The following is a 24,330-nucleotide window of genomic DNA, read 5'->3' as shown; positions in this document are numbered from 1 at the left end:
CTAGTCGCAACGGCTGTGCTACGACTCGACAACTGATCTTGACCTACCAATCAGCAACAACTTCAGATGAATTTAAAATTTCTTCTCGTCTAAATGTATTTTAGCGTCGCTTCTTCTTCTTTTTCGAGCGATTCGTAACGTTCGACCTACTTTTTCCCACTCTCTTTAATGGCAGAATTCCCGCTTGCTCTGAATGCCCGAGCAGGCGGGTCTTCTTCCAATGGGCAGCAAGCTCTTTAAGATCCTCGATCTGATCTTCCGGTAATTCGCTGGAGAAGTTCTCGATTAGCAGCCCAACGGCGGACGGATGCCTCTCAGCCTCCTCTCGGAGAGCCTCCTTGACAGCATTTCGAAGCAACGGCCTTTCCTTCAAAGAACTTTCAGTCAATCGTAGAATTTCCTGACACAGCAGTACACGGAGACCCCACCATGGGTACCCGAGAGGATCATGCCCAAAAGTAATGCCAGTTATATTGTCAAAGTCCCGAAACATATCATCTTTCTCGCCATGCATGAGAAAGTCCTCTAATTGAGGAAGAAGATCCACCCCGAAAGCGTTTCCCTCAATGTGAGATAGAGCCAAGAGACTACGAAGCCTGACGAGTGGTTCAGGCATAGTTGCCCACCAAGCAAGCTGTCGCTTCAGAGCAAGGAGCTCTGCCTTATTCAGCAAAGACGCGTATTCGAAGCAACATAGGTGTGTGGCAGTAGCGGAGAAAGGGCCCGCTCGGAGAAGTGATTGGGCTACTAACAAACGCTCTTCACCAGTCATGAGTCTCGCATACGGACCTAACCTGGTCACCAACCTAATCCCTAGCTCGCCAATCTGTCCTCGCTTAAGTATCGACGCCCGAAGGACACGGCCAGCTATTCTAGCCGCTATCCGATGCGCTGAGGTAAGTGTTCGGGTGTTATCCTTCAAATCTTGGCCATAGGAAATGGCTGAACGGAGCGAAAGAGGAGTCATCGGTCCCGGGGTGAGTCGATGCACATGCCAGCGAACCAAAATCATCCAAAGAAGTTCGCTCTCATCTCCCTCCGGGTCGGATTCTCGGTGTTGGAACAGGAGGTCAATACGTTGTTTCTTATCGGCGTCCTCTTCAAGCGCAGCAAACACAAGGTCTCGGTCGGCGGTTAGCGTGAGAGCTGCTAGCCAAACATCGCGGTGAGTCTCCCACTGTCGACCCAGATTTGCCCCTGTCGCTATTTCTACATATCTCCATAGTGAGCCGCGGAGGGAGTCATAAACCCACGCCTTCGAGTAGGTTATTCCAGCGAAACAGGCTTCGGCTAGATCACGAATTTTCGGCGCCTCCGTTACATCGAGCGCCTTTCGACAAAGATGTGGATCCGACAGCACCGTTTTTTCGGCATATTCATGCAACATGTTGTCATCGAAGCAGTACAGGCCATCCTCTCCCCAGCTATGGAGATAGCCGGACTTCTCCATCTGCGTTAATATTCGATGGATATCTAGGCCAGGCAACAAAGAATTAACGGTGGATTCAGCGAATCCAATACCAGCTAGCGCAGCAGCTCCAATGACCTTTCGCTCCTCTTCTGAAAGCGCCTCAAATCGCTGCTCGGTTTCAAGAGAAAGAAAAAGAGGAAGGTGCTGATTCGCCCACGCTGAAGTTAAAGTTGCCTCAGGCGAAGAAAGTACCGAGACCTTCGCACAATGAGATATGAGCAGAGCAGCGTTCACTCCTCCCATGAAAGGGTCCGTCGCCCGATCTGCAATCATCGAGGCGTGCCGCTCACCAAGCCCGTCTGGAAGCAGCTTCGAGGCAATATCCGTTGCTTCATCTTTGACCATTAGTCTAAGCATGGTGGAGTCAATTTCTTTTACGGGTATTCCTGTCTGACGGCAGTGCTCAAGCCAGGGGCGGAGAGGGCTCGTAGTTGCCTTGAATCTTTCCGTTCTTTCTTGATTCGGCGCAAGTACGGACTCATCTCCAGAATTCGTCGTCTCCATCAGAACAAGCAGTAGTGGGAGCCGCGGGGGAATACCGTGCTGTTTGAGCTGGCGATAGATGGATCTAGATAGCGTATTTCTCTCGGCTAGCAGTACATCTGGATCACAAGCAAGCAATTCATGTAATGAACGTAGGGCAGTAGGTTCGAGTTGCTCGGCATTTTCGATGACGATAATGCTTGGGAGGATCGCGGGACCAATTTGCGGGTTACGCAGCTGCCCAAGGAGAGACATCAAAACGATGTATGCATACGATGTATCGCTCTCAAGAAACTCTGCGAACTCCTTCAAAGGAGCGCCGCGACCCCGCATTGCGCTATAGGTCTCGATAATTGCTCTCAATGACGTCTTGGTCGTGCTACCGAACGGGATTTGGTCAAGCAACAGGTCAGCGGCAGCCCTACCCGCGATTCCAGTAAACTGATCAGGAAGCACACTCTTAAGACGAACAGCCTTGGCCGACTCAAGCCCTTCTGTTGTGAGATACTCCAATAGCCCCGCGACAGTCTCCTTGAGATCGCCCAGTAAATCAGATACAGCCATCGGCAATGCCCGCACAGAAAGCCAAACCCAATCAGGGCTGGCTTCCCAATTAGGCAAGGATGCCGAAAGATTCTTTCGTGATTTTCTCCAGGAAGCCAGCTCCTCATACTCGGAGGCTTTCGAAGCATAGAACCCGCCTGATATTTGATGATTTTCGGCGAGATATTCATAGAATACTTGCACTATGTGGGTCTTCCCCCTGCCAAGGGGGGCTGCTATGCGAATGACTGTCGCTTCGGATAGATTCATCCATGTGTTCAACAGCATGTCAAAGGCGATCTGCTGGCCATCCGGTAGCTTGGGGCGCATAGCATCTTGATGCATGCCTTTTATTATGGCCGGAAGAGTGGGTATGTGCCCCGCCATCTGCTCGCATAGGACGGAACTTCAGCTCTGTGGGCTGGTATCACAGCCCACAGACCAGCCCCAGGCGGCTGTAGCCAAGATCCTCGGCGAGATCCTTCACCCCGATCGGGTGATCAACCGAACATCAAGACCTGAACCGCGCCGGGATTGCTGGAGGCTGATGTACCCCGGCGCGGTTCGCCTACTGAACCAGGTCAACTCCAGCTCAGCTGCATGACGAGCTGTCCTCACAGGTCACTGGAACCCGGATCGGAGAACACCCAGATCTGCGAGGGCCGGGCACATTGAGAGTGGGAAACGGCTGGAAGCATCAAGAACTGACGAGAGACCGGACCGCAGGTTGGACGCTACCTCGCGATGCCGGCTCAAGTCTCAGTCGCCGCCCCGAACAGTCTGATCTGCAAGGCCCACGAACAAGGGGGCGGAACTGTGAGAGGACACCTCAAGATCCTGAGGCAGGCCCACCTGCCCCCTTGTCGATCGCGGCCTCGTAGAACGCGTCGGCGAGCGCCACGATGATCCCTTTGATCGCAGGCCCGTCGGTGAAGAAGTAGTCAGCCATGGTGTTGTGCGCCTCCTGGTTGTCAGCGACGACTTCGGTGACGGCGGACTGGAAGTCCTGCGACTCCATGAACTGCTTTTTCGAGTTCACCCGAGTCTGCTGGACCAGATTCGTGTCGTCGAGCAGTCGCTGCACGAGCCCCTGCACGAACTCCCGGATCTGGGACTCGGCGAACGACTCGGCGCCGAAGAGGTCGTTCATCTTGTCGATAACGACCTGGAGCGCGACGTACTTCGGCTCCTTCTTGGTGCCGGTGCCTGCTCCGCTGATCCCCTTCAACTGGCCGTCTCCGGTCAGCGAAATGTCAACCGCGATCGCCTTGTTGTGCTTCACACCGACCAGGACCACGTCCGAAAGGTCGACGTCGGCGCTCCACGAGGACTCGGCGATGACCTTCTCCAAAAGCCGGAGGAAGATCGAGAGCATCTCCATGTACGGGTCGCCGTAGTCGACGATCTGGCTCATGAAGTCATAGAGCCGCACGTAGGTGGCGACGTCCTTGCGGAAGAGGTCGAGCGTGTTGAGCGTAACCTTGTCCTCGGCCTCGATCGCTGCCGCATAGCGACGCCGGAAGTCATGCTGAGCCGGGCTGATCGCCGCCGAGAGCGCGTTATTGCCCTTGCGGGTGACCCACAGCTCGGCGACCTGGCGGACCTGCTCCTCGGTGTAGATGCCCGCCTGGGCGAGCTTGTTCGCCAGATGTATAACGACGTACGGGTTGGTCTCGGTCTCCAGGGTGGCGTTGGTGAAGTACGGCTCGAAGGCGGCCCTGATGTCGTCGGGCTTGTTGACGAAGTCGATGACGAACGTCTTGGCCTTCTGCTCCCCGCTGGCGGTGCGGTGGGTTCGGTTGAGCCGGGAGAGCGTCTGCACGGCGGTGACCCCGGAGAGCTTTTTGTCGACATACATCGCCGAGAGCAGCGGCTGGTCGAAGCCGGTCTGGAATTTGTTGGCAACCAGCATGATCTTGTACGTGTCGCTCTTGAACGCCGCGGCCAGGTCGGCGCCCGCTCCAGGGTTCATTTTGGCCTCGGTGAACTCGTCGCCCTTCGACGGCGCCGGCCCCCAGTCCTGGCTCCACTCGTCGTTCTCGGCCATCGACACCGATCCAGAGAACGCAACTAAAGTCCGGTAGTTGTATGACGCGTCCTCGGCCGCCCGCTTGGCGATGTAAGCGTCTATCGCCTTCTTGTACTTCACCGCGGCCTTGCGCGAGTCGGTGACGACCATCGCCTTCGCCTTGCCCTCCAGCAAGTGGGCAACGTTGAGGTGGAAGTGCTCGACGATGATCTTCGCCTTCTGGCTGATGTTGGTCGGGTGCAGCTGCACCCACCGCATTAGCCCCTTGCGGGCAACCGACTCTTCGACCTCGCCACCACCGCCGCTCCCTGCCTTCCCATCGATCTTCAACACGGTGTCGTAGGACTGGTAACCCTTGAGCACGTCGAGGATGTAGTCCTCCTCGATCGCCTGCTTCATCGAGTACAGGTGGAACTCGCGCGGCTTGCCATCCGGCCCCTTGCGGCCGAACAGCTCCAGGGTCTTGTTCTTCGGGGTTGCTGTGAAGGCGAAGTAGGAGATGTTTTCCGACTCGGCCCGCTCGGCCATCTCCGAGGCCAGGACTGCCTCGACGTCGACCGAGCCGCCATCCTCGATCTCCTTGATCTCCTCGGCGGTCAGGACCTGCTTCAGCTTCGACGAGATCTGCCCCGACTGCGAGGAGTGCGCCTCGTCGGCGATGACGGCGAACCGCTTGCCCTTCAGACCGGAGTCGGCCCGGATCTCATCGAGTGCGTACGGGAAGGTCTGCACCGTCACCGCGATGATCAACTCGCCATTCTTCAGCGCCTGTGCCAGCAGGCCGGACTTCGACTTCGCACCGGCCTTGCGCACGTCCTCGGGGCTGATCGTCGCGACGATCTTCCCGCTGCCGTCGATCTGCCGGATCGCGTCCTGAAGCTGCCCGTCGAGCACCGTACGGTCGACGACCACGATGACCGAGTCGAAGACCTTCTCATCATCGACGTGGAGCCGCGCGAGACGGTGCGCCGTCCAGGCGATCGTGTTCGTCTTCCCCGACCCCGCGGAGTGCTCAATCAGGTAACGCTGGCCGACACCCTCCTCAGCCACGGCGGCCACGATGTTCGTGACCGCCTCCCACTGGTGAAACCGGGGGAACAGCATGCTCGTACGACGCACCGACGTGCCGGTCGCGACGTCCCACTCCTGCTTGGTCTCCACGATCATCAACCGGCCGATGATGTTGAGCCAGGCGTGCTTCTCCCAGATCCCCTCCCACAGATACGCCGTCGCCGACCTCCCGTCCGCACCGGGCGGGTTCCCGGCACCGTCGTCGAAGCCGGTGTCGAACGGCAGGAAGTGCGTCTTCTCACCCTCCAACCGGGTCGTCATCGCGGCGAGGTTGTTGGAGACCGCGAAGTGGACCAGCGCCCGGTGTCCGAACGACAGCAGCGGCTCGACTCGGCCGCTGGTCAGCGGGTTGCGTTCCTTGCGGTACTGCTGGATCGCCTCGTTCAACGACTGGGTGAAGTCGGTCTTCAGCTCCACCGTCGCGACCGGGAGCCCGTTTACGAAGAACACTAGGTCGATACTGCGCTGGTCGGCGGTCGAGAAGTGCACCTGACGCATCACCCGGACCCGCATCGCCGCATAGTGCGCGTTCGTCGTCGCGTTCAGCGTCGTCTCGGGCCGGAACTGCGCCATCTTCAACCGGCCACCGCCGATGTATTGCACTCCGCTGCGCAGGATGTTCAGCATCCCGCCACCGTGCTCCAGCGGCTTGTCGAGCGCCATGGTCAGTACGTCGAGGAATTTCGCCTGTGACCCTGCCGCCTTTAAGGCCTTCTCGTACGCGGGTTTCTGGGTCGCCTCCAGCCACGCGAAGAGGTCCTCGGGGAACAGCGCCCGCTCACGGTCATAGCCGGTGTCGTCCGCCGAGTACAGCCAGCCATGGTCCGCGAGGTACTCACAGATCTCAGTCTCGAAGACGACCTCGTTGTGATCGGCCATCACGCCGCCTCCCGTACATCGATCTGCCCCGTCACCGTCGCCGTGATCAGGGCAGCACGTCGCTCCCGGCCGAGCTCGATGAACCGTCCGGACTCGGTAATGAGCGTGTCAATCTTTGCAGTCTGACGATCAAGCATTGCGGCCAAACGCACCTGTTCCTGCGGTTCCACAGAAGGAATACGCATGGCGCGGAGCTTCTCGGCCGTCAGATGCGGAATCGTCGACTTGTTGCACACGATGTCAATCACGCCGATGTCCCGATAGGTCCGCAGGACATACCCCAGCCAAGCGGACGACCAATTGCTGAGCGGACGGAGTCGATTGACGGTCTTCTGGAAGGACCACCCAGGCATATCCTCGTGAACCAGCACGTTCGTCCCGACGGCTCCGCCCTCAACTACGAGCAAGTCGCCCGCGAGCAGGTTGAGGTTCGCAGCCTCCGCCTCTGAGTAGGGCATCTCTTTTACATCGTTAAGCTTCAGCCCGGCGTCCTGGATGTTCCCGGCTCGGATGTAGGGGAGCATCCGATCTTCGGCACGAACCGCCTTGCCAGCGTCCAACATCTTCCCGAGGGTCACTGAGAAGTGGTGACCAATCGCCGTGAACGATGCTTCAGCGGGAGGCGAGAAGGGGTTCGCCGATCCGAGGACCGCCGCTCGGATCAGATCCTGCCGGCGCTCGCGGAGCATCTCGATCAGGCGCTGCTGCTCCTCGATGAGCGTGTCGATGCGGGCGGTTTCGCGGTCGAGGTAGTCGGCGATGGCGCGCTGCTCAGGCAACTGAGGCAGCAACCATGGTCCGTCAGCCAATTCCTCCCGGTTGACTTTTGGCATCTTCACACGCATCGACATCCCGGTGGCGAAGTCGTGGAACGGCTTCGCAGACATGAAGTAGCGAGCGAACCGCGTGTCGACTCTGTCTGACAGTGAGATTGCGTACATATCCGCACTGCAAAGGCAGTCCTCGACAGCGATTGCCACCTTGTTCAGAGCTGGGCGGATCTTGGAATAGAGAACCTGGCCGACGGTGACCACGTACTTTCCGCTGTCAGCACCTTGGTCCGCTGCCGTCTCACGTCCTAGGAGTCGACCGGTGCCTGACTCGATGTGATTTGGAGCGACCAGCACCATGCCAGACCACGGCTCCACTCGGGGATCGACCTGGCCACCGCTGATGAATGCCTCGTAGCGGAAGCGGGACTCAACCCAGTCCTCCGGAATCCTGCCGAGCCAAGGCGAAGCGGCGTTCATATATGCCCGTCTCATCCTTCGACCTCCCGCAGCAGATCGAGGATCTTGGCGACCTGCTTCTCCAGGTCGGCGTCGATCTCGGCGAGAGGCCGGGGCGGGACGTACTTGTAGAAGTAGCGGGTGAAGGGGATCTCGTAGCCGACCTTGATCTTGGCCCAGTCGATCCAGGCGTCGGGTACGTGCGGCTTCACCTCGGTGTCGAAATAGGCCTGGATGACCTCGTCCTTGCCCGCAAGTCCGGCGGTCGAGCCGCTGTAGGTGAAAGGCACGTTCTCGGTGTCGCGCTTCTTGGAGTCGGGCTTCGGCTTGCCCTTACGGTCGACGACGGGCTTGCCGCCCTCGTCCAGCAGTGGCCGTTCGACGGTGACGGTCCAGTAGCCGAACTCGTCGTTGCGCAGCACCTTGGAGAAGTCGGGGTCGGCGTCGGTGAAGTCGGCGTACAGCCGGACGATCTTGTCGCGGTCAACGTCGCTGAGCTCACGGTTCTTGTTACCGAGGTTCTTGCGCATCTTGGTCCAGAACGATGTGCCGTCGATGAGCTGGACCAGGCCCTTGCGGTCAGGGTGCTTGGTGTTGTCGAGGATCCAGATGTAGGTGGCAATGCCGGTGTTGAAGAACATGTTGGTCGGCAGCGCGACGATCGCGTCGACCAGGTCGTTTTCCAGCAGCCACCGGCGGATGTTCGATGGGCCGGACTCGGCTGCGCCGTTGAAGAGCGGCGAGCCGTTCATGACGATCCCGACCCGGCCACCGCCGTCCTCGGGGGCGCGCATCTTGTGCGCCAGGTGCAGCAGGAAAAGCATCTGCCCGTCCGAGGTGGCGGGCAGGCCTGGCGCGAACCGGCCGTACGGGCCTGCCTCGCCGCGCTCCTTGGTGACGGCCTTGGCGTACTGCTTCCAGTCAACGCCGTACGGCGGGTTGGACATGCAGAAGTCGAACTGGCGCCCCTTGAAGGCGTCGTCGGTGAGCGTGTTGCCGAAAGCGATGTTGGACGCGTCGTAGCCCTTGGCGAGCAGGTCGGACTTGCAGATCGCGTACGACTGCGGGTTGTACTCCTGGCCGTACAGGCTCAGCCGGGCGCCCGGGTTATGCGCGAGCAAGTGCTCCTCGGCAAGGGCGAGCATGCCGCCGGTGCCGGCGGTGGGGTCGTAGAGCGTACGGACGATGTTTTCCTCGTCCAGGACGGCGTCCTTCTCGGCGAAGAGAAGGTCGACCAGCAGCCGGATCGCGTCGCGCGGCGTGTAGTGGTCACCGGAGGTCTCGTTCGCGGCCTCGTTGAACTTGCGGATGATGTATTCGAACGCGTCCCCCATGTCGGCGTTGGACACGACATCGGGGTGTAGGTCGACGGCGCCGAAGGACTTCACGATCTCGCGCAGGAGACCGGCCTTCTCCAGGGCGATGATCTCTTTCTTGAAATCGAAGTACTCGAACACATCGACATCGGCGGAAAACCGGTCGATGTAGTCGACGAGGTTGTCTTCAAGCCCGTCCGCGTCCTTCAGCAGGTTGGCGAAGCTGTACTTCGAGGTGTTGTAGAACGGTCGGCCGGTGGCTCTCTTGACCTCGATCCGGAGCCGGTTCGGGTTCTCGTATGCCGCAGCCAGGCTTCGGACGGTCTTGCGGTCCGGCTCCAGGATGCAGTCGAGGCGCCGAAGGATCGTGAACGGTAGGATCACGTTCCCGTACTGGTTGGGGCGGTAGGGACCCCGAAGCTGGTCGGCGATCGACCAGATGAAACTACCGAGCGTGCTCACAAGGCTCCTCAGGGGATCACTCAACGTGCATGGCTGCGCTGGCCCACGTGGGTAGTCGCGCTCCGCAAAGCAGCGCACGTCCGCTGATGGGGCGCCATGAAGCCATCTTCGCGCACCTCGGCCTCCTATGTACGTGAGAAGTCGGGCGGAATTTCAGGCCCGCCCGCACCGTAGCGGAGGGAGGCGACACAAAGCACAAGCAACGAGAGGTCAGGCAGCCTCGGCGAACTCTCCCTCGCACGGGCCGCATGGGATCTGGCCCTCTGAACCACCGCGACCGGTGCCCAAGTTCGGCGCGAGCGGATATCAGCGGTCCCTTCGCCACCATATTCTTGGCGCTGTTTGTCGGTCCTTCCTGGCATTCTGGGTGCCAGCCTGTAACCGTGCGCCGGGAGGCGGCTTGCCTACTCACACTGTTGGTTTCGTCTATGTCCTGAGCAATGAGGCGATGCCGGGGATCGTCAAGGTCGGGATGACCACCAAGCTCGCGGAGGATCGCGCGAGGCAGCTCCATGCTACCGGCGTCCCGCTCCCGTTCGATGTTGAGTTCCGCGCTTTAACGTCCCGCCCGCACGAGGTCGAGAAGCGCGTCCATAAATTTCTGGAGTCTTTTCGGGTCTCGCCGAATCGGGAGTTCTTCCGAGTGTCCCCCGATATAGCAATCGGCGCGGTCAGGAATGCCCTGTTGGAGGCCGCTGGTATCGACGGGTGGGACGCGAACGAGCCGTATTACGTCAGGAGTGGAGACCGGATCGCCCTGACCGCTTCGGCCGGTGACATCTTTGTGGTCCTAGCACTCCCGCACCTTATGGCGCCGAAGGTTGAGCCGGTCGACTTCTGGCAGGCACACAGTGACAGCGACCTGCTGGAGCTGATGGGCACCCGGAATATGGAGATAGTCGCAGGGTTCAGCGACGACGATCCGGAGGGCATCGTCGACCCCGTTCCCTACCTTGACCGGGACCGGAAGATGCCGAACGGCGTCGTCAATGGGAGAGAGCGTCTGGTGCCTGGTGATCGCCTGCTCTGGCTCACCCCTCTGGCCGATAGCCAATTCTGCAAGATTGCTCTGTTCGAGATGCGAGACCACTGTCAGGTGGTCAGTCGAACCTGGAACGGGAAAATTGATCCCGATGGCTATCCACTCCTGCTGAACGTTCCTACTTATAAAGTCCTGCCGCCGGGTATGGTTCGCACGATCCAATTGGTTATGCGCATGTCGCCTCCTCGGTCATGGGCGCCACGGCCGAGGGTTTCAACTGGCGAGAAGTTGGACTATACAGTTGGCAATACAAAAGACTCGGCTTACTGGCTCACTCAGCTCACACAGCCCAGATCAGCCGGCCGCGGTTAGAAACAGGGAGGCCGAAACGAGAGGCCCGCGGGGTGACCAGCCAGACCCTTCTGTCTGGCTGGGACCCCCAGGTCGGTCCGCGACCAGTAAGCGCGGTCAGACCCGGAACCGCTCGTTACGGGCATCATCCTTGATGCTCACTGGGCTCACCGCGTTGAGGAGCCTGACTGGAGGAGTGGCATCTCCGGAGCCGGCTACGCTTCCCTGGCGACCGTCGACCACCATTCATGGGCCACGGGCTACACGCAGGTCAGCCTGCGTCAAGCGACGTGGTGGCTAACCTCCGCAAGCATGGGACGTGCGCGGGATGACCTTGTAAGTGGTGTGGGTTGCGTGAGACGTTCGCGCAGCTCACACCGCATGACGTAACCGTACGACCACCGCTCTCCTACAGCGAGGCTCTTGTGCTTTCTGCAGAACTTCCCTTCCTGTGTTTGCCAGGCCTGCGTGCATGTGCGCGATACGAGTCGTGATCGCAAAGCTGACTCGCGGCGATCCTCTAGCCGCACGTCATAGAGGTAGACCTCCGATTCACCCAGAGCGTGCGGGGCCACTCCAAGATCGCTTCTTCTTCCCCATCGCCGGGACATCCCCGCGCATGCAGAGCCATATCCGGGCGGGCAGGCAGCGGCCGTCCGGTCCCGGAAGATCCCGTGCGAGGTCTTCGCGCGCCGCCACGTGGCCACTGAGCCGGGTCAGGTCAGGCCCTGCGCCTGCGGGGTTGTTCTCGTCACCAACAGCGCCCGAGCGCGATTAACGGTCCACACCGTCTTCGTCGTGCTGTTGCGATCAAGAGAGTGCGGTACTCATGCCATCGGCTGCTTCGAGGCTGATCACTCCCCCGTCTCCTACTAGCCGATTTTGTCGAGCTTGGCGATCATGAGGGGATCGGGTAGCGACCAAACTAGGATGACCGTATGACTGCGGAGGGAACACAGGCGGCGCCGGATATAGTGGAAGATGTCTTCGATGGCCGGGCCACCGGCATCGAGGTAGAGGACTCCGGCAGCGTCGAGGAAGTAATCCACCGACCATGGAATCCCGAGCAAATTCGTGTAACGACAAGCGCGTTCTCGCTGCGTAACATCCTCGATCAGATCGACGAGCGTTCCCTCGAACTTGCGCCGGACTTTCAACGAGGCAGGGTTTGGCGCACAGACCAGAAGTCACTACTCGTCGAGTCCTTGCTGTTGCAGATTCCGCTTCCGGCCTTTTACTTCGCGGAGGACAGCGACGGCGCCTTCCGCGTCGTCGACGGACTCCAGCGGCTGTCCACGCTGTACGACTTCGTGCGCGGCTCTGACACAGCATTCCGACTCAAGGGCGTAGAGTACCTCGATGACGTGGAAGGGCTGCGCTTCCAGGACCTCGCCGTGCAGTTGCAACGCCGGATCTATAACACCCAGTTGATCATCAATGTGATCGATCCGGGCACACCTCCGGAAGTCATGTACGACATCTTCAAACGAATCAACACCGGCGGCACACCACTCAACGCACAGGAGATCCGTCACTGTATGAGTCGGCCGCGGAGCCGCGAGATCCTCAAACGGATGACCCACACCGACGCGTTCACCAAGGCCACCAATGGCCTTACCGATCACATCAGGATGAACGACCGCGAGATGGCCCTGCGCTTCGCGGCGTTCTGGCTTCTTGGCATGGACGCGTACATGGACAATCCGGTAATGGAAGCCTTCTTGATGTACGCAACTCGCCTGTTGGACGATCCGGTGGCGACGCCAGATGCCAAGGTGCAGGAGTTGGAACGCGCCTTCGAGAAGGCGATGACCAACGCATATCTGATCTTCGGCGAACATACATTCCGCAAGTGGCCCTACGGCGCGAGCGGGCGGAGTCCTATCAACCGGGCGCTGTTCGAGACCTGGTCTATCGCAGTGGCGGACTACAACGCCCACGGTCTAACCATGCGCCGTGAGGAAATCGTCTCGGCCGCACGTGATCGAATGACCACGGATGTTGAATATCTCAACGCCATCACCTCTTCCACAGCGGATCGGCGAAGAGTCGCATATCGGTTCGAGGCTGCCGCCCAGGATGCGGGGGCAGGATTGTGATCCACTCGCTGAACATCGTGCATTTCAAATGTTTTCAGGAAGCCTCGTTCGAAATGCGTCCGCTCACTGTTCTGACCGGTGTCAACGGCGGCGGGAAAAGCACTGTGCTGCAGGCCCTACTAATGGCCAGGCTGGCAGCCACCTCACCGGGGAGTGCTGTCCGGTTGAATGGACCGTTCGGGCTCGCCTTGGGGGAGGCTCGCGATGTCTTGCACTGGGCCGCGCCGGAACCCAAAATCAGTGTGCGGCTCGGCGGTCCCGCAGGTGAGGAATGGGAGTACCGGTTTGGCTTGCCAAAGGAGGAGCACGCCCTACACCTGGATGTGAGCTACGCTCCCCCTGCCCCGGGACCAGGTGTCGGCAACTCGCAGGCTGGTTTTACCTACCTCTGTGCAGAGCGCCTCGGCCCACGCGACACTCTGTCGATTTCGGCTCAGGAACCGGACGAGATTGGAGTAGGGGTGCAGGGTGAGTTCACCGCCCAGGTACTGGCCCTGCGTGAGACACGGGCCGTGAGTACCCGTAGAGTCGTGCGCGAAGCACTTCGTCACCCGGAGGCGGGTAGTCCACAACCGCGGTTTCAGGCCCAAGCGTGGGCATCGGACATCATCCGCCCACTCCGCATCACCGCGCAGATGGCCGTGGGGATCATGGCGAGCACGATTCGCTTCGAGGAGGCCGCCTTCGACGGCGAGCAGGTTCGCCCAGCGAACACCGGATTCGGTGTTTCCTATTCTCTGCCGATCATCGTCGCCGGCCTGCTCACCGAGCCTGGCGACTTGTTGCTTGTGGAGAACCCCGAAGCCCACTTGCATCCCGCGGGACAGTCCAAGCTCGGCCGATTCCTTGCTCTAGTGGCCGGGAGCGGGGTTCACGTCGTGGTGGAGACCCACAGCGACCATGTACTCAACGGAGCACGCTTGGCCGTCGCCCAAGACCGCTCACTTCCTGCAGCAGAAATGATCGTGCACTACTTCGGCCAGGATGAGACCCTGCCGATCCAGGTCAACGACAAGGGCGAGCTGGACCGCTGGCCGACAGGCTTCTTTGACCAGATCGAGAGCGACCTGGGGAGGCTGGCACGTGCTCGGCGAGCCCGATGACGATTATCGAGTAGTACTCGATGAGGGAAGCCTCGATTGGCGTCGCTTGACGAACACCGAACTACGAGATGTCCTGGGGGTCTTCGGGGATCTGCTGGAACCGGTAGCCAATGGTCAACTGGCAGCGTTAATGGACTCGGCGTATTCGATCGAGTGCTTGCCAGACGTCACCGTTGGCGATCTCATCTACGCCCCACATCCCGCTGTGCCCCGTGACGAACGTGTCCGCCTTGCCAGACTGCTGGACAAATGCCGAGTCCTGGAACCGCAGGAGGAAGATCTACCTCAATTCGTACGGATAGATGGGGACGAATGGAAGGAGGCGTCGTGGGGAATGACACATGCTCTGGTCCGCGCCGCAGCGGGCCGGGCCATGTCCTGCCTCGTTGTGCCGGTCGTCCCGGGTCCCTCGGGGTGGACTGCTGTCGACCGCGAGGCGGATCAGGTGGACATTCACATCTTGAGCGACCCAGCGGAGGCGACGGGGTTCTGGCGGGAGATCTACACTCGTGAATCCACTCCGGAGGACCAGTTCTTCACCCTGTCGAGCCTGGCCTTCCCTAAGCTGCTCTTCGCACCATCCTTGAGCTTCCGCCGTTTCAAGGGCACGTATCTTGAGGTGCTCCCTTGGCTAATTCGGCTGCTCGGCGCCGTCAATGACCACTTTGCTAACGACTTGAACAAACACGCCGGCGACCACAACCAGGTCATCGCCCGATTTTCCGCCCTGGGTCTGGACGTCTCTCCCGAGAGCCCGTCGACGCGGGGGAACGCGAAAGCTTGGGCACAGCGTCTGGTCACCTACAAGGATGCGCCATACCGCTGTGAGTGGCACGGCAAACGGCTATGGAACCGTGACCGCGTGCACTTCTCTCTTCCCATCCCTGAACAGGATGGACGGATCTTGATCGGTATCTTCGTCGGCCACCTGAACACTTAACGCCACCTCAACGGGAGGGGATATGCGCGGGATGATCTTTCAGATGGCGAGGGCGGCACGAAGCATTTACGCAGGTGAGAGCGTACAACCGAGCTGTACAGCAACCACTCTCCTAAAGCGGGTGTCGCATGTTCGAATCATGCCGGGGGCACTCTTCTGACCAGCGAAAATACCTTTGACCTGGGCATTTCTTGATCACGAGTAGTGCATCAAGAGCAGTCGTAGGCCACTGCGTACAGCCACATGCCAATGATCGCGATACATGCGCGATATGATCTTGCGGATATTTTCCCAGGGCAGGTGGCATCAATACGGCCCGAGAAGTACAGCCTCCTAGGTACTCCGCCAGCCTGACCCCTGATCCTGGAAGGCCAGAAACTCCAGGACTGGGCGCACTTCTCGAACCCACAAGACCACCGAGCGTTTGAGCACATCGCGCTCCATCTCCAGCTCGGCGCGCTCCTTGGCCCACTCGGCCCGCTGCCGACGCAGCCGGGCGAGTTCCTCCCGCTCGGACTCGGCCAGCTCGCCACCGTTGGTGTCCTACTCACGGGCCAGCCGGTCCATCTGCACCCAGTTGGCCAGCGTGCCCGCATTGATGCCCAGATCCTTGGCGACCTGCGCGATCGGCTTTCTCCTCTCCCGCACGATGCGCACCGCGCCCGCCCGGAACTCCGGATCGAACCTGCGTCTGGTCTCTCCCACGACCCAACCTCCTCCTTAGGTCAGGTCTCCACGCTAGAAGGGGAAGCCCACAAACCGCCCTTTGGGAAATCATGTATTAGCGCGTGTCCCGGGATCCACTGCCATGCTGCGGTCGCCCAGGGTCAACGGTAGCGATCCAGCTCCCACGGATCGTGAGCACTGATGACCGAAACCTCATCGCCGTGGTCGCGGACGAGTTCGCGCAGCCGGGCCTGAGTGCCGAGCCGAAGGTCGTGGTGGACTTCCGAGCTGGTCTGCACGATGTCGAGAATGGGGTGCGAATGCGGATCTTTGTCGAGTTCCCGGTGGTAGTAGTAGGCGTCACCGCAGTGCAGGAGCCAGCGATCGCCTTCGTGCACGGCGACTCCGGTGTGGCCGGCGGTATGACCGCCGAGCGGGACCAGCCGGATCTCCGGCGGCAGGCCCTTCGGCTGGACGGAGGTGAACCCGAACCACTCCTCGCCCGGCTCGGGAGTGTAGGGAACCCAGTTCGGGCCGTGTGCCCAGTGGGCCGGGCGGTAACGGAAGCTGGGCGCCTCGGTGGTCGCTGCTTCAAGTTCGGCGGCAAGGACATGGACCTGGGCATCCGGGAAGTCGGGTAGGCCACCGCAATGGTCTACGTCGAGGTGAGTCACGATGATGTGTCGTACATCGTCGGGTGAATATCCCAGCCGGGCGACCTGGCGAATGGCGGTCTCCTCCTCGGCCAGTACGGGCTGAGCCATCTCGACCCAGTCGGAGCCGAGCGTGTCGCCTGGGTTGCGGACGTCGTCGAGGCCGAGGCCGGTCTCGACGAGGACCAGGCCGTCGGAGTCGGTCTCGACCAGCAGACAGTGATTGACGGCGTGCGCGGGAGACGGGCCGTCGTAGGTGGCCTCGATCTGCCGTACGGACCCGCAGTTGAGGTGATGGATGTTCATGGCGGCTAGTCTGTGACTTGAAGCACGGTTCAAGTCAAGGGGGACGTGGTGGTCGAGTCGCTGCTGGACATCGCCGAAGTGGCCGAGCGTTCCGGGCTGGCGCCCTCGGCGCTGCGGTTCTATGAGAACAGAGGCCTCATCGCCTCGGCGGGTCGCAACGGCCTGCGCCGCACCTACCGGCCCGACGTTCTCGAGCGCCTCGCACTCGTCGCCTGCGCCCGCGGCGCCGGGTTCACGATCACCGAGATCGCCAGGTTCCTACTGGCCACACCCGACGACACCAAGCTGCGTGCGCACATGGCGAAGAAGGCGCGGGAGCTTGAGGAAGACATCGCCCGGCTCACTCGGATGCGCGACGGTCTCCACCATGCCTCGACGTGCATGCACGAACCGCTCGTAGAGTGCCCCGACTTCAAGCGCACATTCGAAAGCTCTGCGGCTCTCACGCCATCCCTGGTCACTGGCAGGGCCCGGTCAGGTGGAACTCGACCCGGCGCGTCGCCCGGCGGCAGGGTCCCGAGTGGGACGACGATTGGATCTCATTCGTCTCATCCGGGGTGAGCTTCCCCTAAGGCCGGGTAGTTAGCGTTTCTGCAGGTCACGCAAGGTGGTGGTCTCTGGCGGAGTCACTGCTGCGTAGCGGCCGGTGCGGACCCTTTTGATCAGCCATCTCTCGGTCCAGCGGACGAGTTGTCGATGGGTGGCGACCAGGGTGACGTCGCCGAGAAGCTCGGCGATCTCTCTGGCCCGCCATCGCCGCTCGGGTTCCGCCTGCAGGGCTGCACGGACGCGGTTCGTGCGGTTGCTGGTCTGGCCGGGGCCGGCTCGGGGACCGTGACGGCAGGTCTCTCAGCCGCCGCTGGACCGCCCGGGTCTCCTCCAGAACAGCGTCCACCAACTCGAAGGGCAGAAACGGAGTCAGGCCACCGAGCTGCCCGGCAGCGACAAGTCACACCCGCGAGATCACCGTGAGTTGACCGTACGCCGCCGGACGGCCCACAGTGAGCGCATGAACAGGGCTCTGGCCGCGCTGACCTTCGGCGCGCTGCTCACACTGGTGATCGGGGTCGTCGCATCCGGAGAGTCCCTGTCGTCGCTCGTGCTCGGCGCGGTGTTCACCGCATTGGCCACCGCCGGCTTCTCGTGGGTACGTGCGCGCGATCAGCTGGCCTGGTCGCTCGGGTACGTGGTCGTGCAGCTGCCGGTCGCGTTCGTCGTGTTCTCGCTGAACTCGGGGGTCGCCGCGACGCTTCTGCTCGTCGTGCTGGTCAGCCAGTGCGTGCTGCTGCGGTTGCCGATCGCCGTGACGGTGGTCGTGATCGGGCTGGTCCCGTTCGTCCACCTCGGCATGTCGTGGGGCGAGGGGCTGCGGGAAGGGCTTGGAATACTTGTCGCCGCGGTGTTCGCCGCGATCGTGACGGAGTTGCTGCAACGCGAACAACGCGCCCGTGTCGAACTGGCCGAGGCGCACGAGCAGTTGCGTGACTACGCCGCGCAGGCGGAGCGGCTCGCGACCGTGCAGGAACGCAACCGGGTCGCACGCGACATCCACGATGGACTCGGGCACTCGCTCACCGTCGTCCAGATGCAGGTCAAGGCCGCCCGTGCGGTCCTGCCGACCGACACCGCCAAGGCCGACGAGATACTCGCCAAGGCCCAGGACCAGTCCGAGGCCGCGCTCGCCGAGGTACGCCGCTCGGTCCGCACGTTGCGCGAACCACGCGAAACCCCTCCCCTGCCCGACGTCCTGCAGGCGTTGGCCGAACTGACATCCGCCGCGGGCGTGACCACCCGCGTCGCGATATCCGGCGAGCAACGACCGTTGCCTGACGAGACGCGCGAGGCCTTGTTCCGTGCGGCGCAAGAGGGTCTGACCAACGTCCGAAAGCACGCTCGGGCGACCCGCGCCGACTTGGTCCTGGACTACGCCGACACCGCCGTCCGGCTGGCCGTCCGCGACGACGGCGCCGGCTCCGCTTCGGCGCCCGCGTCCGGTTTCGGCCTGGTCGGGCTCCGGGAACGCGCCGAGCACCTGGGCGGCCGGTTGAGCGTCGAGTCGGCACCGGGGGCGGGCTACACATTGAGCATGGAGGTTCCCGGATGAGCCCGGTCCGCGTCCTGTTGGTCGACGACCAGGCTCTGTTCCGCGAGGCCCTGGCCACCCTCCTGGCCACGCACGACGCCGTCGAGGTCGTCGGCGAGGCGGGCAACGGCGACGAAGCGATCCGTCGGGCCGCCGAGCTCACCCCGGACGTCGTCCTGATGGATCTGCGCATGCCCGTCCTGGACGGCGTCGCCGCGACCCGCCGCCTGCGTGCCGACCACCCCGGCATCGGCATCGTCGCGCTGACGACGTTCGACGACGACGAGGACGTGTTCGCCGCCCTTCGCGCCGGAGCTCTGGGCTACCTGCTCAAGGACGTTTCCTCGGCTCGGCTGATCGAGGCCGTCCTGGCCGCCGCCCGCGGCGAGTCGGTGTTGCAGCCGTCCGTCGCCGCGAAGGTGGTCGCCCAGTTCGTCCGCCTGCCCTCGACCGGCGCCCCGGAACCGCAGCCGTTGGTCGTGCCGCTGTCCGACCGCGAACTCGAAGTCCTCTGCCTCCTCGCCACCGGCCACAGCAACCGCGAAATCGCCGCAACGCTTCACCTGGCCGAGGGCACCGTGAAAAACCACGTCACCAACGTCCTGTCAAAACTGAACGCCCGCGACCGCACCCAAGCCGCGTTACGCGCACGGTCACTCGGTTTGCTCTGACCGTTTCCGCCCGGGTCACGGCCACCTCATGACCTCGGGCATGACCTTCGGCACATGGCAGGACGGCGGCGGACGGCGACTCTTGCCGGTATCAGTCGATGCCGAATCCGAGGGGACGTCATGACGACCGTGGGAACCACCCGAAGTACGAGTCGCAAGCTGGGCCGGTTCGTCTGGCACTACGTCGAGATGGTGATCGCCATGCTCGCCGGGATGTTCGTGCTGGCGCCGCTGTGGCCGGACGCCTGGCTGGCGCGGCCGGAGGTCGACGCGCTCGTCATGGCGACCGACATGACCATCGGAATGACCATGGCGATGGTCTTGCGCAGGCACTCGTGGGCGCGGATCGGTGAGATGGCGGCCGCGATGTACCTACCGTTCCTCGTCTTGCTGGTGCCGTTCTGGCTCGGGGCGTTGTCCGCCATGGGGTTGATGACGGCCGGGCACGTGATCATGTTCCCGCTCATGCTGGCCGCCATGGTGTGGCGCCGCGACCACTACTGGCACTGAGGTTTCGATGCGCACCTTCCTGCGCCGCACGCTCGCGGTGATCGCGGTTTTCCTGATTCCGGTGGCGGGCGGGGCGGTCTCCGCTCTCGCCGCGCTCGCCGCCCGGTCCGCACCCGGGCCGGACCGGCCCACTCCCGCCGCCACCTCCCCGGCTTTCGACTCCGCCAAACCGACCGCGGTCGTGGTGATCGGCGACAACGGGGCCGTCGTGTCGGATGCCCTCGCCCCGTACGAGATCCTGGTCGCCTCGGGCCGGTTCAACGTCTACACCGTCGCGTCGCAAAGGCGTCCGCTGCCGTTGACCGGTGGTCTGGATCTGGTGCCGGATCTGAGCTTCGCGGATCTCGCCGAACTCACCGGCGGGGCCGCGCCTGCGCTCGCGGTCATCCCGGCGATCCCGGACGTCGGCGAGCCGAGTACCGGTCCGGTCACGACGTGGCTGCGTGATCAGGTGAGCCGCGGCACGCTGTTGCTGGGCGTGTGCAACGGCGCCGGTGTCCTCGCCTCGGCGGGTCTGCTCGACGGCCGGCCCGCGACCGCGCACTGGATGCGGATCGGCTCGTTCGAGTCGGACTATCCCGCGGTGAACTGGGTGCACGGCAGGCGTTTCGTCGACAGCGGTACCGTCGTCACGACCGCGGGCGTGTTGTCCGGCATCGACGGAACCCTGCACATGATCGAGCGCTTGGCCGGTTCGACGGTGGCGGCGAACGCGGCCAGGGCCGTGGGCTGGCGGTACTACGGCAACACGCCACCGGTCGTGACCGGCGTCGCCATGCCCGCCCCGGCCGCGATCGTCAACGCGGGTTGGACGTGGGCGCCGCCGACCGTCGGCGTGATGCTGACGCCGGGCGTCGGCGAAATCGACCTGGCGTCGGTGTTCGACACGCACGCCCAGTCGCTCGCGGACCGGACGTTGGCCGTGAGCGCGGACGGCGGCCCGATCCGGTCACGGCATGGTCTGACGTTCCTGCCCCGCGCCGATCTCGCCGGCGCGGCCCCGGATCTGGATCGCTTGCTCGTGCCCGGAGCCGGCGTTCGCCTGGGCCGGGTCCCCGACGGCCTGGAGCCGGTGTACGTCCACTCCGGACAGGACTTCGCCTACAACGACGCCGTGCGGGACCTGGCCCGGACAACGGATGTGGCCACCGCCCGCTGGACCGCTGAGACCATGGAACTGCCGACCGACGGCCTGCGACTGGACGGCCCGGCGTGGCCGTGGCAGCAGACGGCGTTGCCCATCCTGTTGATCCTTTTGGGTGTTGCCGCGGTGATCTGCCTTACGCGCCTTCGGACCACTGTGGACACTCTCGTCCGGGCCTGATCGCGGCGGCTCCCTCGTGACACGAGGGAGCCGCCGTCAGAACCGGTCCTCGATCCGCGAGTACGGCACCTTGATGTCGTTCTCGGCCGAGGCGGTCCTACCGGCGAAGCCGCCGCGCGGGTTGAGCGTGACCTGACCGCCGTCCGCCCACGTGCCACCGTAGGAAGCCATGTGTCAACCGCTGTGAGACCCACGTGGGATGCGGTCTCAACGTGTTCCCGCCGAGCTCATCGGGCTGCTCTTTGTCGTGATCCTGTACGTGGTTCGCTCGTCGATCTCGTACCCGTTCGAAGTCAGACGCGCACCTCCGCCGTATGGGCGTGCCCGCGACTACCCCCCACCTCAACCTTGAGCGCGGTCCTGGCCCTGCGCACGCTGCGGTCGCTTTCCCTGACCGATCTCACCGGCCAGGGCAGGGTGATCTTCACCTCGTCGACGGTCCTGGACGGGTCGGAGACCGCGAGGCGCACCCGCTCGCCGGCGCGGCGGACCAGCAGTGTGCAGGGGGCGTCGACGGTGAGCGGTCCATCTGGGGTCTCGACGGTCCCCGCGCGCCAGAAGACGGCGGCGGTCACGCCATCGCGTGAGATGGCCTGCACCGCTGCGGAATTGGCGAGGATCTCGATCCGCCCGTCGTAGGCCTCCATCTGCGTGATGGAGGCGTCGGGCAGTACGGCGTAGGCGTAGCGCGCCTTGCGGGGGTCGACGCCGTGGTCGATGAGGATCGTCGTGTAGTGCCTGGTGACAGGGGAGGTGTCGCCTCCGGTGGTGGCGCCCTTGTCGATGTCGCGCCAGCGGCCGGTGCGCTTCTTGCGGATCACCTTCGCGTCGGCGCCGTCGAGCAGCGCGTAGCCGGCCACGCCGGGCAGGTGGATCCAGCCGTCGCCCCGGGTCAGTGGCGGGTGCCGGTCATGGGTGTTGCGGTTCTCCACGATGGTCTCGACACGGCGGCCGTCGGAGGCGGTGATGCCCGCGCCGAGGGCGATCACCGCGTCGTCGAGCAGGAACCACGCCTTCTTGGCCCGCAGCGAGGAGCCACCGGCGACGAGTCTCATGGCGGCCACGCCGTACTCGCCGTCGAGCGCCACGCCGCCCGCCCACGGGGTGGGAGGCAGGCGACGGTGGTCGTGCGGGAGATCGGCGCGTCTGCGGGTGTCGACCGTCGTGCCCGGCAGCCGGTACGGGTCGATCGTGGGCCACAGGTCGTCGTTCCAGTGGGTGAGGTCGCCGGTGTAGAGGTAGGTCATGCCGTCGCCGGTGTACCAGCCGTGCAGATTCTCCCGGTTGATGGCCTCGGCGGCGCCGATGCGCTGCGAGCTCATCGCGATCGCGTACGCCCAGGTGGGACGGCGGTGCACGACCCGGTCCATGTCGGCGAAGACGTACGTGCCCGTCATGCGCGGGCCGACCGGCACCGACGGGTCGGCCAGCAGGGCCGTGGCCCTCGCGATGCTCGCCGGCGGTGCGAGCGTGCCGTAGGGGGTGGCCTGGTTGCGGGTGAGCCAGCCTTTGACCAGCGGTCGCCACCGCCGGGCATGGCGCTCGGGTGCCGTCTCCAGCAGGGTGAGGACGGCCTCGACCGCCTTCTGTCCCGAGTGGTGGTCACGGTGGCCCTGCACCGAGATCTGCCGACCGCGTACGCAGTCCATCATCAGCCCGTCGAAGACGAACGGCACGAACGAGCGATCCACGAGGTCGTAGACGTTGCCGATTCCGGTGATCTCCCACGGTGACCCGGAGAGCATGGCGATCAACTTGGCCACGCTCTCCAGGTAGTCCACGCCGTAGCTGCCGGTGTAGGGGTACACGTCGTGCTGGATGAACGATCCGTCACGGTAGAAGCCGTCGCCCGGGCCCCTGGTCGGCCGCAGCAGGTCGGAGACCGCGTTCCCGGCCCGCTTGACGAGGCGGGCGTCGTGGGTGAGCACTCCGCGCATCGCCACCGCCATGGCCTTGCCCGCGCGGTTGGCGCCGGTCTCGACGACGCCGGGGTGGCTGACGCGGCGCTCCGGGTCGGGACACCAGCGGCGCAAGGGGCGCAACCAGCGCTCGAGGCGGTCTGAGGGCAGGCCGTCGTACAGCAGGGCGCAGGTGTCGGTCAGCGCGCGGGGGACGCCGATCTCCCACCAGAACCAGTTGCTGCCCCGCCGGTCGAGCCCCTCGTGGTACGCGTGCTCGTACAGGAAGTCCAGCGCCCTGACAGCGGTCTGGGCGACCTGGCCGTCGTGGTGCATGGCGGTGCCCGGCGTGGCCCAGGCCAGCGCCAGTGTGCGCATGCGGTTGTAGGAGCGGTTGAAATTGCCCGTCCGGGGGTCCGACAGCGGCAGGTCGGGCCACAGGCTCGGGCGACCGGGAACGGGCTTCAGCTTGCGCAGCACCGCGTTGGCCGAGCCCTCAAGCGCCCGCGTCCTGTCGGTATAGGTGCTGTCGGCGTAAGACCTGTCGGTATGAGTTCTGTTGGTATGAGTTCTGTCGGTATGAGCGGAGTCGCGCGACCCGCCGGCCAGCAGGCTCACCCACCGCTCACGCGCGGCGTCGAACGCCGCAGCATCGACCGCGGCGGCGCCGACCGCCTCGGCCGGTCTCTCCCACAGGGCGAGACCTGCCACTGCCGCGGCGCTCAGCAGGGCGGACCGCCGACTGAGGGGGTGGGTCATGAAGGCTCTTCCGGCAATAGGGCAAATATCAGATGAAAAGATCATAAGTCGACATGTGGATGGACCATCCGGCTCCTCTGACGGTGAGCGGGCGTACGAACGCCGCCCGGAACACCCGCTACCCGGCTCGGGCGGTGACAGGCCGGGCCGATCGGGCGATCATCGGTGTGCCGCTCGCGATGGGGGCGACGACCGCGAGTGCCCTCGCGCGAGCGCCGGAGAGCAGTGGACGGAGGTCATGGCCGGTCACTCTGGTTGCGGCGCCCGTCTCACCCTGATGGCAGAAAACGGCCCCAACCGGCTCGGCTTTTGGCAGGGTCGAGGGGGACGGGATCGGTGGCGATCGTGACAAACGTCCCACCCATCTGACAACGATCGTTTAAGTTGTCAGCGGTACTTCGAAAAGCGCGATCGGCGGTGTGCGCGATGGCCTCTCGTCAGCAGACGGGTCAGGGTGCCAACGGCACGGACGTCGCCGGCAGTGTCCTCCGGGGCCGCGATC

The 24,330-nt window shown here is 63.3% G+C and carries 18 protein-coding genes; 9 read left to right on the top strand and 9 right to left on the bottom strand.

Annotation, left to right across the window (positions count from 1 at the left end; translation table 11 throughout):
- Positions 1–100: 100 nt before the first annotated feature.
- The 4 genes from ACFFRH_RS19340 to ACFFRH_RS19325 form a co-directional block, all read right to left on the bottom strand.
- Positions 101–2,842 carry a hypothetical protein gene (locus ACFFRH_RS19340; protein WP_386158293.1) on the bottom strand — a complete coding sequence of 914 codons (2,742 nt, stop codon included), beginning with the start codon at positions 2,840–2,842 and terminating at the stop codon, positions 101–103.
- A 484-nt stretch (positions 2,843–3,326) separates the two neighbouring features.
- The gene (locus ACFFRH_RS19335; protein ID WP_386158290.1) at positions 3,327–6,476 is read right to left on the bottom strand and encodes a type I restriction endonuclease subunit R; all 3,150 of its coding nucleotides are present in this window, start codon (positions 6,474–6,476) and stop codon (positions 3,327–3,329) included.
- A complete protein-coding gene (locus tag ACFFRH_RS19330) occupies positions 6,476–7,726 on the bottom strand; it encodes a restriction endonuclease subunit S (protein ID WP_344743513.1) in 1,251 nt (416 codons plus the stop codon). Before ACFFRH_RS19330 ends, ACFFRH_RS19335 begins: the two co-directional genes overlap by 1 nt.
- Before the next feature lie 11 nt (positions 7,727–7,737).
- Positions 7,738–9,483, bottom strand: coding sequence for an N-6 DNA methylase (locus tag ACFFRH_RS19325; protein ID WP_344743512.1), 1,746 nt, complete (start codon positions 9,481–9,483; stop codon positions 7,738–7,740).
- 400 nt (positions 9,484–9,883) lie between these two features.
- Here ACFFRH_RS19325 and ACFFRH_RS19320 point away from each other — a divergent pair, with 400 nt between their 5' ends.
- The 4 genes from ACFFRH_RS19320 (at position 9,884) to ACFFRH_RS19305 (ending at position 14,958) form a co-directional block, all read left to right on the top strand.
- Positions 9,884–10,837, top strand: a complete 954-nt coding sequence (locus ACFFRH_RS19320) for a GIY-YIG nuclease family protein (protein WP_386158286.1) — start codon at positions 9,884–9,886, stop codon at positions 10,835–10,837.
- A gap of 917 nt (positions 10,838–11,754) precedes the next feature.
- The gene (locus ACFFRH_RS19315) at positions 11,755–12,915 is read left to right on the top strand and encodes a GmrSD restriction endonuclease domain-containing protein (RefSeq protein ID WP_344743510.1); all 1,161 of its coding nucleotides are present in this window, start codon (positions 11,755–11,757) and stop codon (positions 12,913–12,915) included.
- Complete coding sequence (locus ACFFRH_RS19310; RefSeq protein ID WP_344743509.1) at positions 12,912–14,018, top strand: DUF3696 domain-containing protein; 1,107 nt, start codon at positions 12,912–12,914, stop codon at positions 14,016–14,018. The genes ACFFRH_RS19315 and ACFFRH_RS19310 overlap by 4 nt, the downstream gene beginning before the upstream one ends.
- Positions 13,999–14,958, top strand: coding sequence for a hypothetical protein (locus ACFFRH_RS19305; RefSeq protein ID WP_344743508.1), 960 nt, complete (start codon positions 13,999–14,001; stop codon positions 14,956–14,958). The genes ACFFRH_RS19310 and ACFFRH_RS19305 overlap by 20 nt, the downstream gene beginning before the upstream one ends.
- Positions 14,959–15,501: 543 nt before the next feature.
- On the opposite strand, the gene ACFFRH_RS19300 is transcribed toward ACFFRH_RS19305, so the two are convergent.
- Both ACFFRH_RS19300 and ACFFRH_RS19295 read right to left on the bottom strand, forming a co-directional pair.
- Positions 15,502–15,663 carry a transposase gene (locus tag ACFFRH_RS19300; RefSeq protein WP_344743507.1) on the bottom strand — a complete coding sequence of 54 codons (162 nt, stop codon included), beginning with the start codon at positions 15,661–15,663 and terminating at the stop codon, positions 15,502–15,504.
- Positions 15,664–15,785: 122 nt separating this feature from the next.
- Positions 15,786–16,583, bottom strand: a complete 798-nt coding sequence (locus ACFFRH_RS19295; RefSeq protein WP_344743506.1) for an MBL fold metallo-hydrolase — start codon at positions 16,581–16,583, stop codon at positions 15,786–15,788.
- A 48-nt stretch (positions 16,584–16,631) separates the two neighbouring features.
- Between ACFFRH_RS19295 and ACFFRH_RS19290 the strand changes: the two genes are divergently transcribed.
- Positions 16,632–17,144, top strand: coding sequence for a MerR family transcriptional regulator (locus ACFFRH_RS19290; RefSeq protein ID WP_344743505.1), 513 nt, complete (start codon positions 16,632–16,634; stop codon positions 17,142–17,144).
- Between the two features lie 37 nt (positions 17,145–17,181).
- Here ACFFRH_RS19290 and ACFFRH_RS19285 read toward each other — a convergent pair whose 3' ends face one another.
- Entirely contained in the window at positions 17,182–17,505 is a 324-nt protein-coding gene (locus ACFFRH_RS19285) for a transposase domain-containing protein (RefSeq protein WP_386158428.1), read from the bottom strand.
- Positions 17,506–17,592: 87 nt separating this feature from the next.
- Here ACFFRH_RS19285 and ACFFRH_RS19280 point away from each other — a divergent pair, with 87 nt between their 5' ends.
- The 4 genes from ACFFRH_RS19280 to ACFFRH_RS19265 all read left to right on the top strand — a co-directional run bounded on the left by ACFFRH_RS19280 (position 17,593) and on the right by ACFFRH_RS19265 (position 21,171).
- Positions 17,593–18,687 carry a sensor histidine kinase gene (locus tag ACFFRH_RS19280; protein WP_344743504.1) on the top strand — a complete coding sequence of 365 codons (1,095 nt, stop codon included), beginning with the start codon at positions 17,593–17,595 and terminating at the stop codon, positions 18,685–18,687.
- 17 nt (positions 18,688–18,704) lie between these two features.
- On the top strand, positions 18,705–19,337 hold the full coding sequence (locus ACFFRH_RS19275) for a response regulator (RefSeq protein WP_386158278.1): 633 nt from the start codon (positions 18,705–18,707) through the stop codon (positions 19,335–19,337).
- A gap of 120 nt (positions 19,338–19,457) precedes the next feature.
- Positions 19,458–19,847 (top strand): hypothetical protein, encoded by a 390-nt coding sequence (locus ACFFRH_RS19270; RefSeq protein ID WP_344743502.1) that lies wholly within the window; start codon positions 19,458–19,460, stop codon positions 19,845–19,847.
- 7 nt (positions 19,848–19,854) lie between these two features.
- Complete coding sequence (locus tag ACFFRH_RS19265) at positions 19,855–21,171, top strand: DJ-1/PfpI family protein (RefSeq protein WP_344743501.1); 1,317 nt, start codon at positions 19,855–19,857, stop codon at positions 21,169–21,171.
- A 36-nt stretch (positions 21,172–21,207) separates the two neighbouring features.
- On the opposite strand, the gene ACFFRH_RS19260 is transcribed toward ACFFRH_RS19265, so the two are convergent.
- Together ACFFRH_RS19260 and ACFFRH_RS19255 are read right to left on the bottom strand one after the other, a co-directional pair.
- The gene (locus ACFFRH_RS19260; protein ID WP_344743500.1) at positions 21,208–21,342 is read right to left on the bottom strand and encodes a hypothetical protein; all 135 of its coding nucleotides are present in this window, start codon (positions 21,340–21,342) and stop codon (positions 21,208–21,210) included.
- A 122-nt stretch (positions 21,343–21,464) separates the two neighbouring features.
- Positions 21,465–23,828 carry a polysaccharide lyase 8 family protein gene (locus ACFFRH_RS19255; RefSeq protein ID WP_344743499.1) on the bottom strand — a complete coding sequence of 788 codons (2,364 nt, stop codon included), beginning with the start codon at positions 23,826–23,828 and terminating at the stop codon, positions 21,465–21,467.
- Between the last annotated feature and the right edge of the window lie 502 nt (positions 23,829–24,330).

It is taken from the genome of Streptosporangium vulgare, assembly GCF_042428775.1.
Classification (GTDB): domain Bacteria; phylum Actinomycetota; class Actinomycetes; order Streptosporangiales; family Streptosporangiaceae; genus Streptosporangium; species Streptosporangium vulgare.
This window is presented reverse-complemented; position numbering and strand designations above follow the sequence as displayed.

Bases quoted from the DNA above. Each gene is read 5' to 3' on its own strand.
- ACFFRH_RS19340 (WP_386158293.1), bottom strand. From the start codon at position 2,842: ATGCATCAAGATGCTATGCGCCCCAAGCTACCGGATGGCCAGCAGATC.
- ACFFRH_RS19335 (WP_386158290.1), bottom strand. From the start codon at position 6,476: ATGGCCGATCACAACGAGGTCGTCTTCGAGACTGAGATCTGTGAGTAC.
- ACFFRH_RS19330 (WP_344743513.1), bottom strand. From the start codon at position 7,726: ATGAACGCCGCTTCGCCTTGGCTCGGCAGGATTCCGGAGGACTGGGTT.
- ACFFRH_RS19315 (WP_344743510.1), top strand. From the start codon at position 11,755: ATGACTGCGGAGGGAACACAGGCGGCGCCGGATATAGTGGAAGATGTC.
- ACFFRH_RS19295 (WP_344743506.1), bottom strand. From the start codon at position 16,583: ATGAACATCCATCACCTCAACTGCGGGTCCGTACGGCAGATCGAGGCC.
- ACFFRH_RS19280 (WP_344743504.1), top strand. From the start codon at position 17,593: ATGAACAGGGCTCTGGCCGCGCTGACCTTCGGCGCGCTGCTCACACTG.
- ACFFRH_RS19270 (WP_344743502.1), top strand. From the start codon at position 19,458: ATGACGACCGTGGGAACCACCCGAAGTACGAGTCGCAAGCTGGGCCGG.
- ACFFRH_RS19265 (WP_344743501.1), top strand. From the start codon at position 19,855: ATGCGCACCTTCCTGCGCCGCACGCTCGCGGTGATCGCGGTTTTCCTG.
- ACFFRH_RS19260 (WP_344743500.1), bottom strand. From the start codon at position 21,342: ATGGCTTCCTACGGTGGCACGTGGGCGGACGGCGGTCAGGTCACGCTC.
- ACFFRH_RS19255 (WP_344743499.1), bottom strand. From the start codon at position 23,828: ATGACCCACCCCCTCAGTCGGCGGTCCGCCCTGCTGAGCGCCGCGGCA.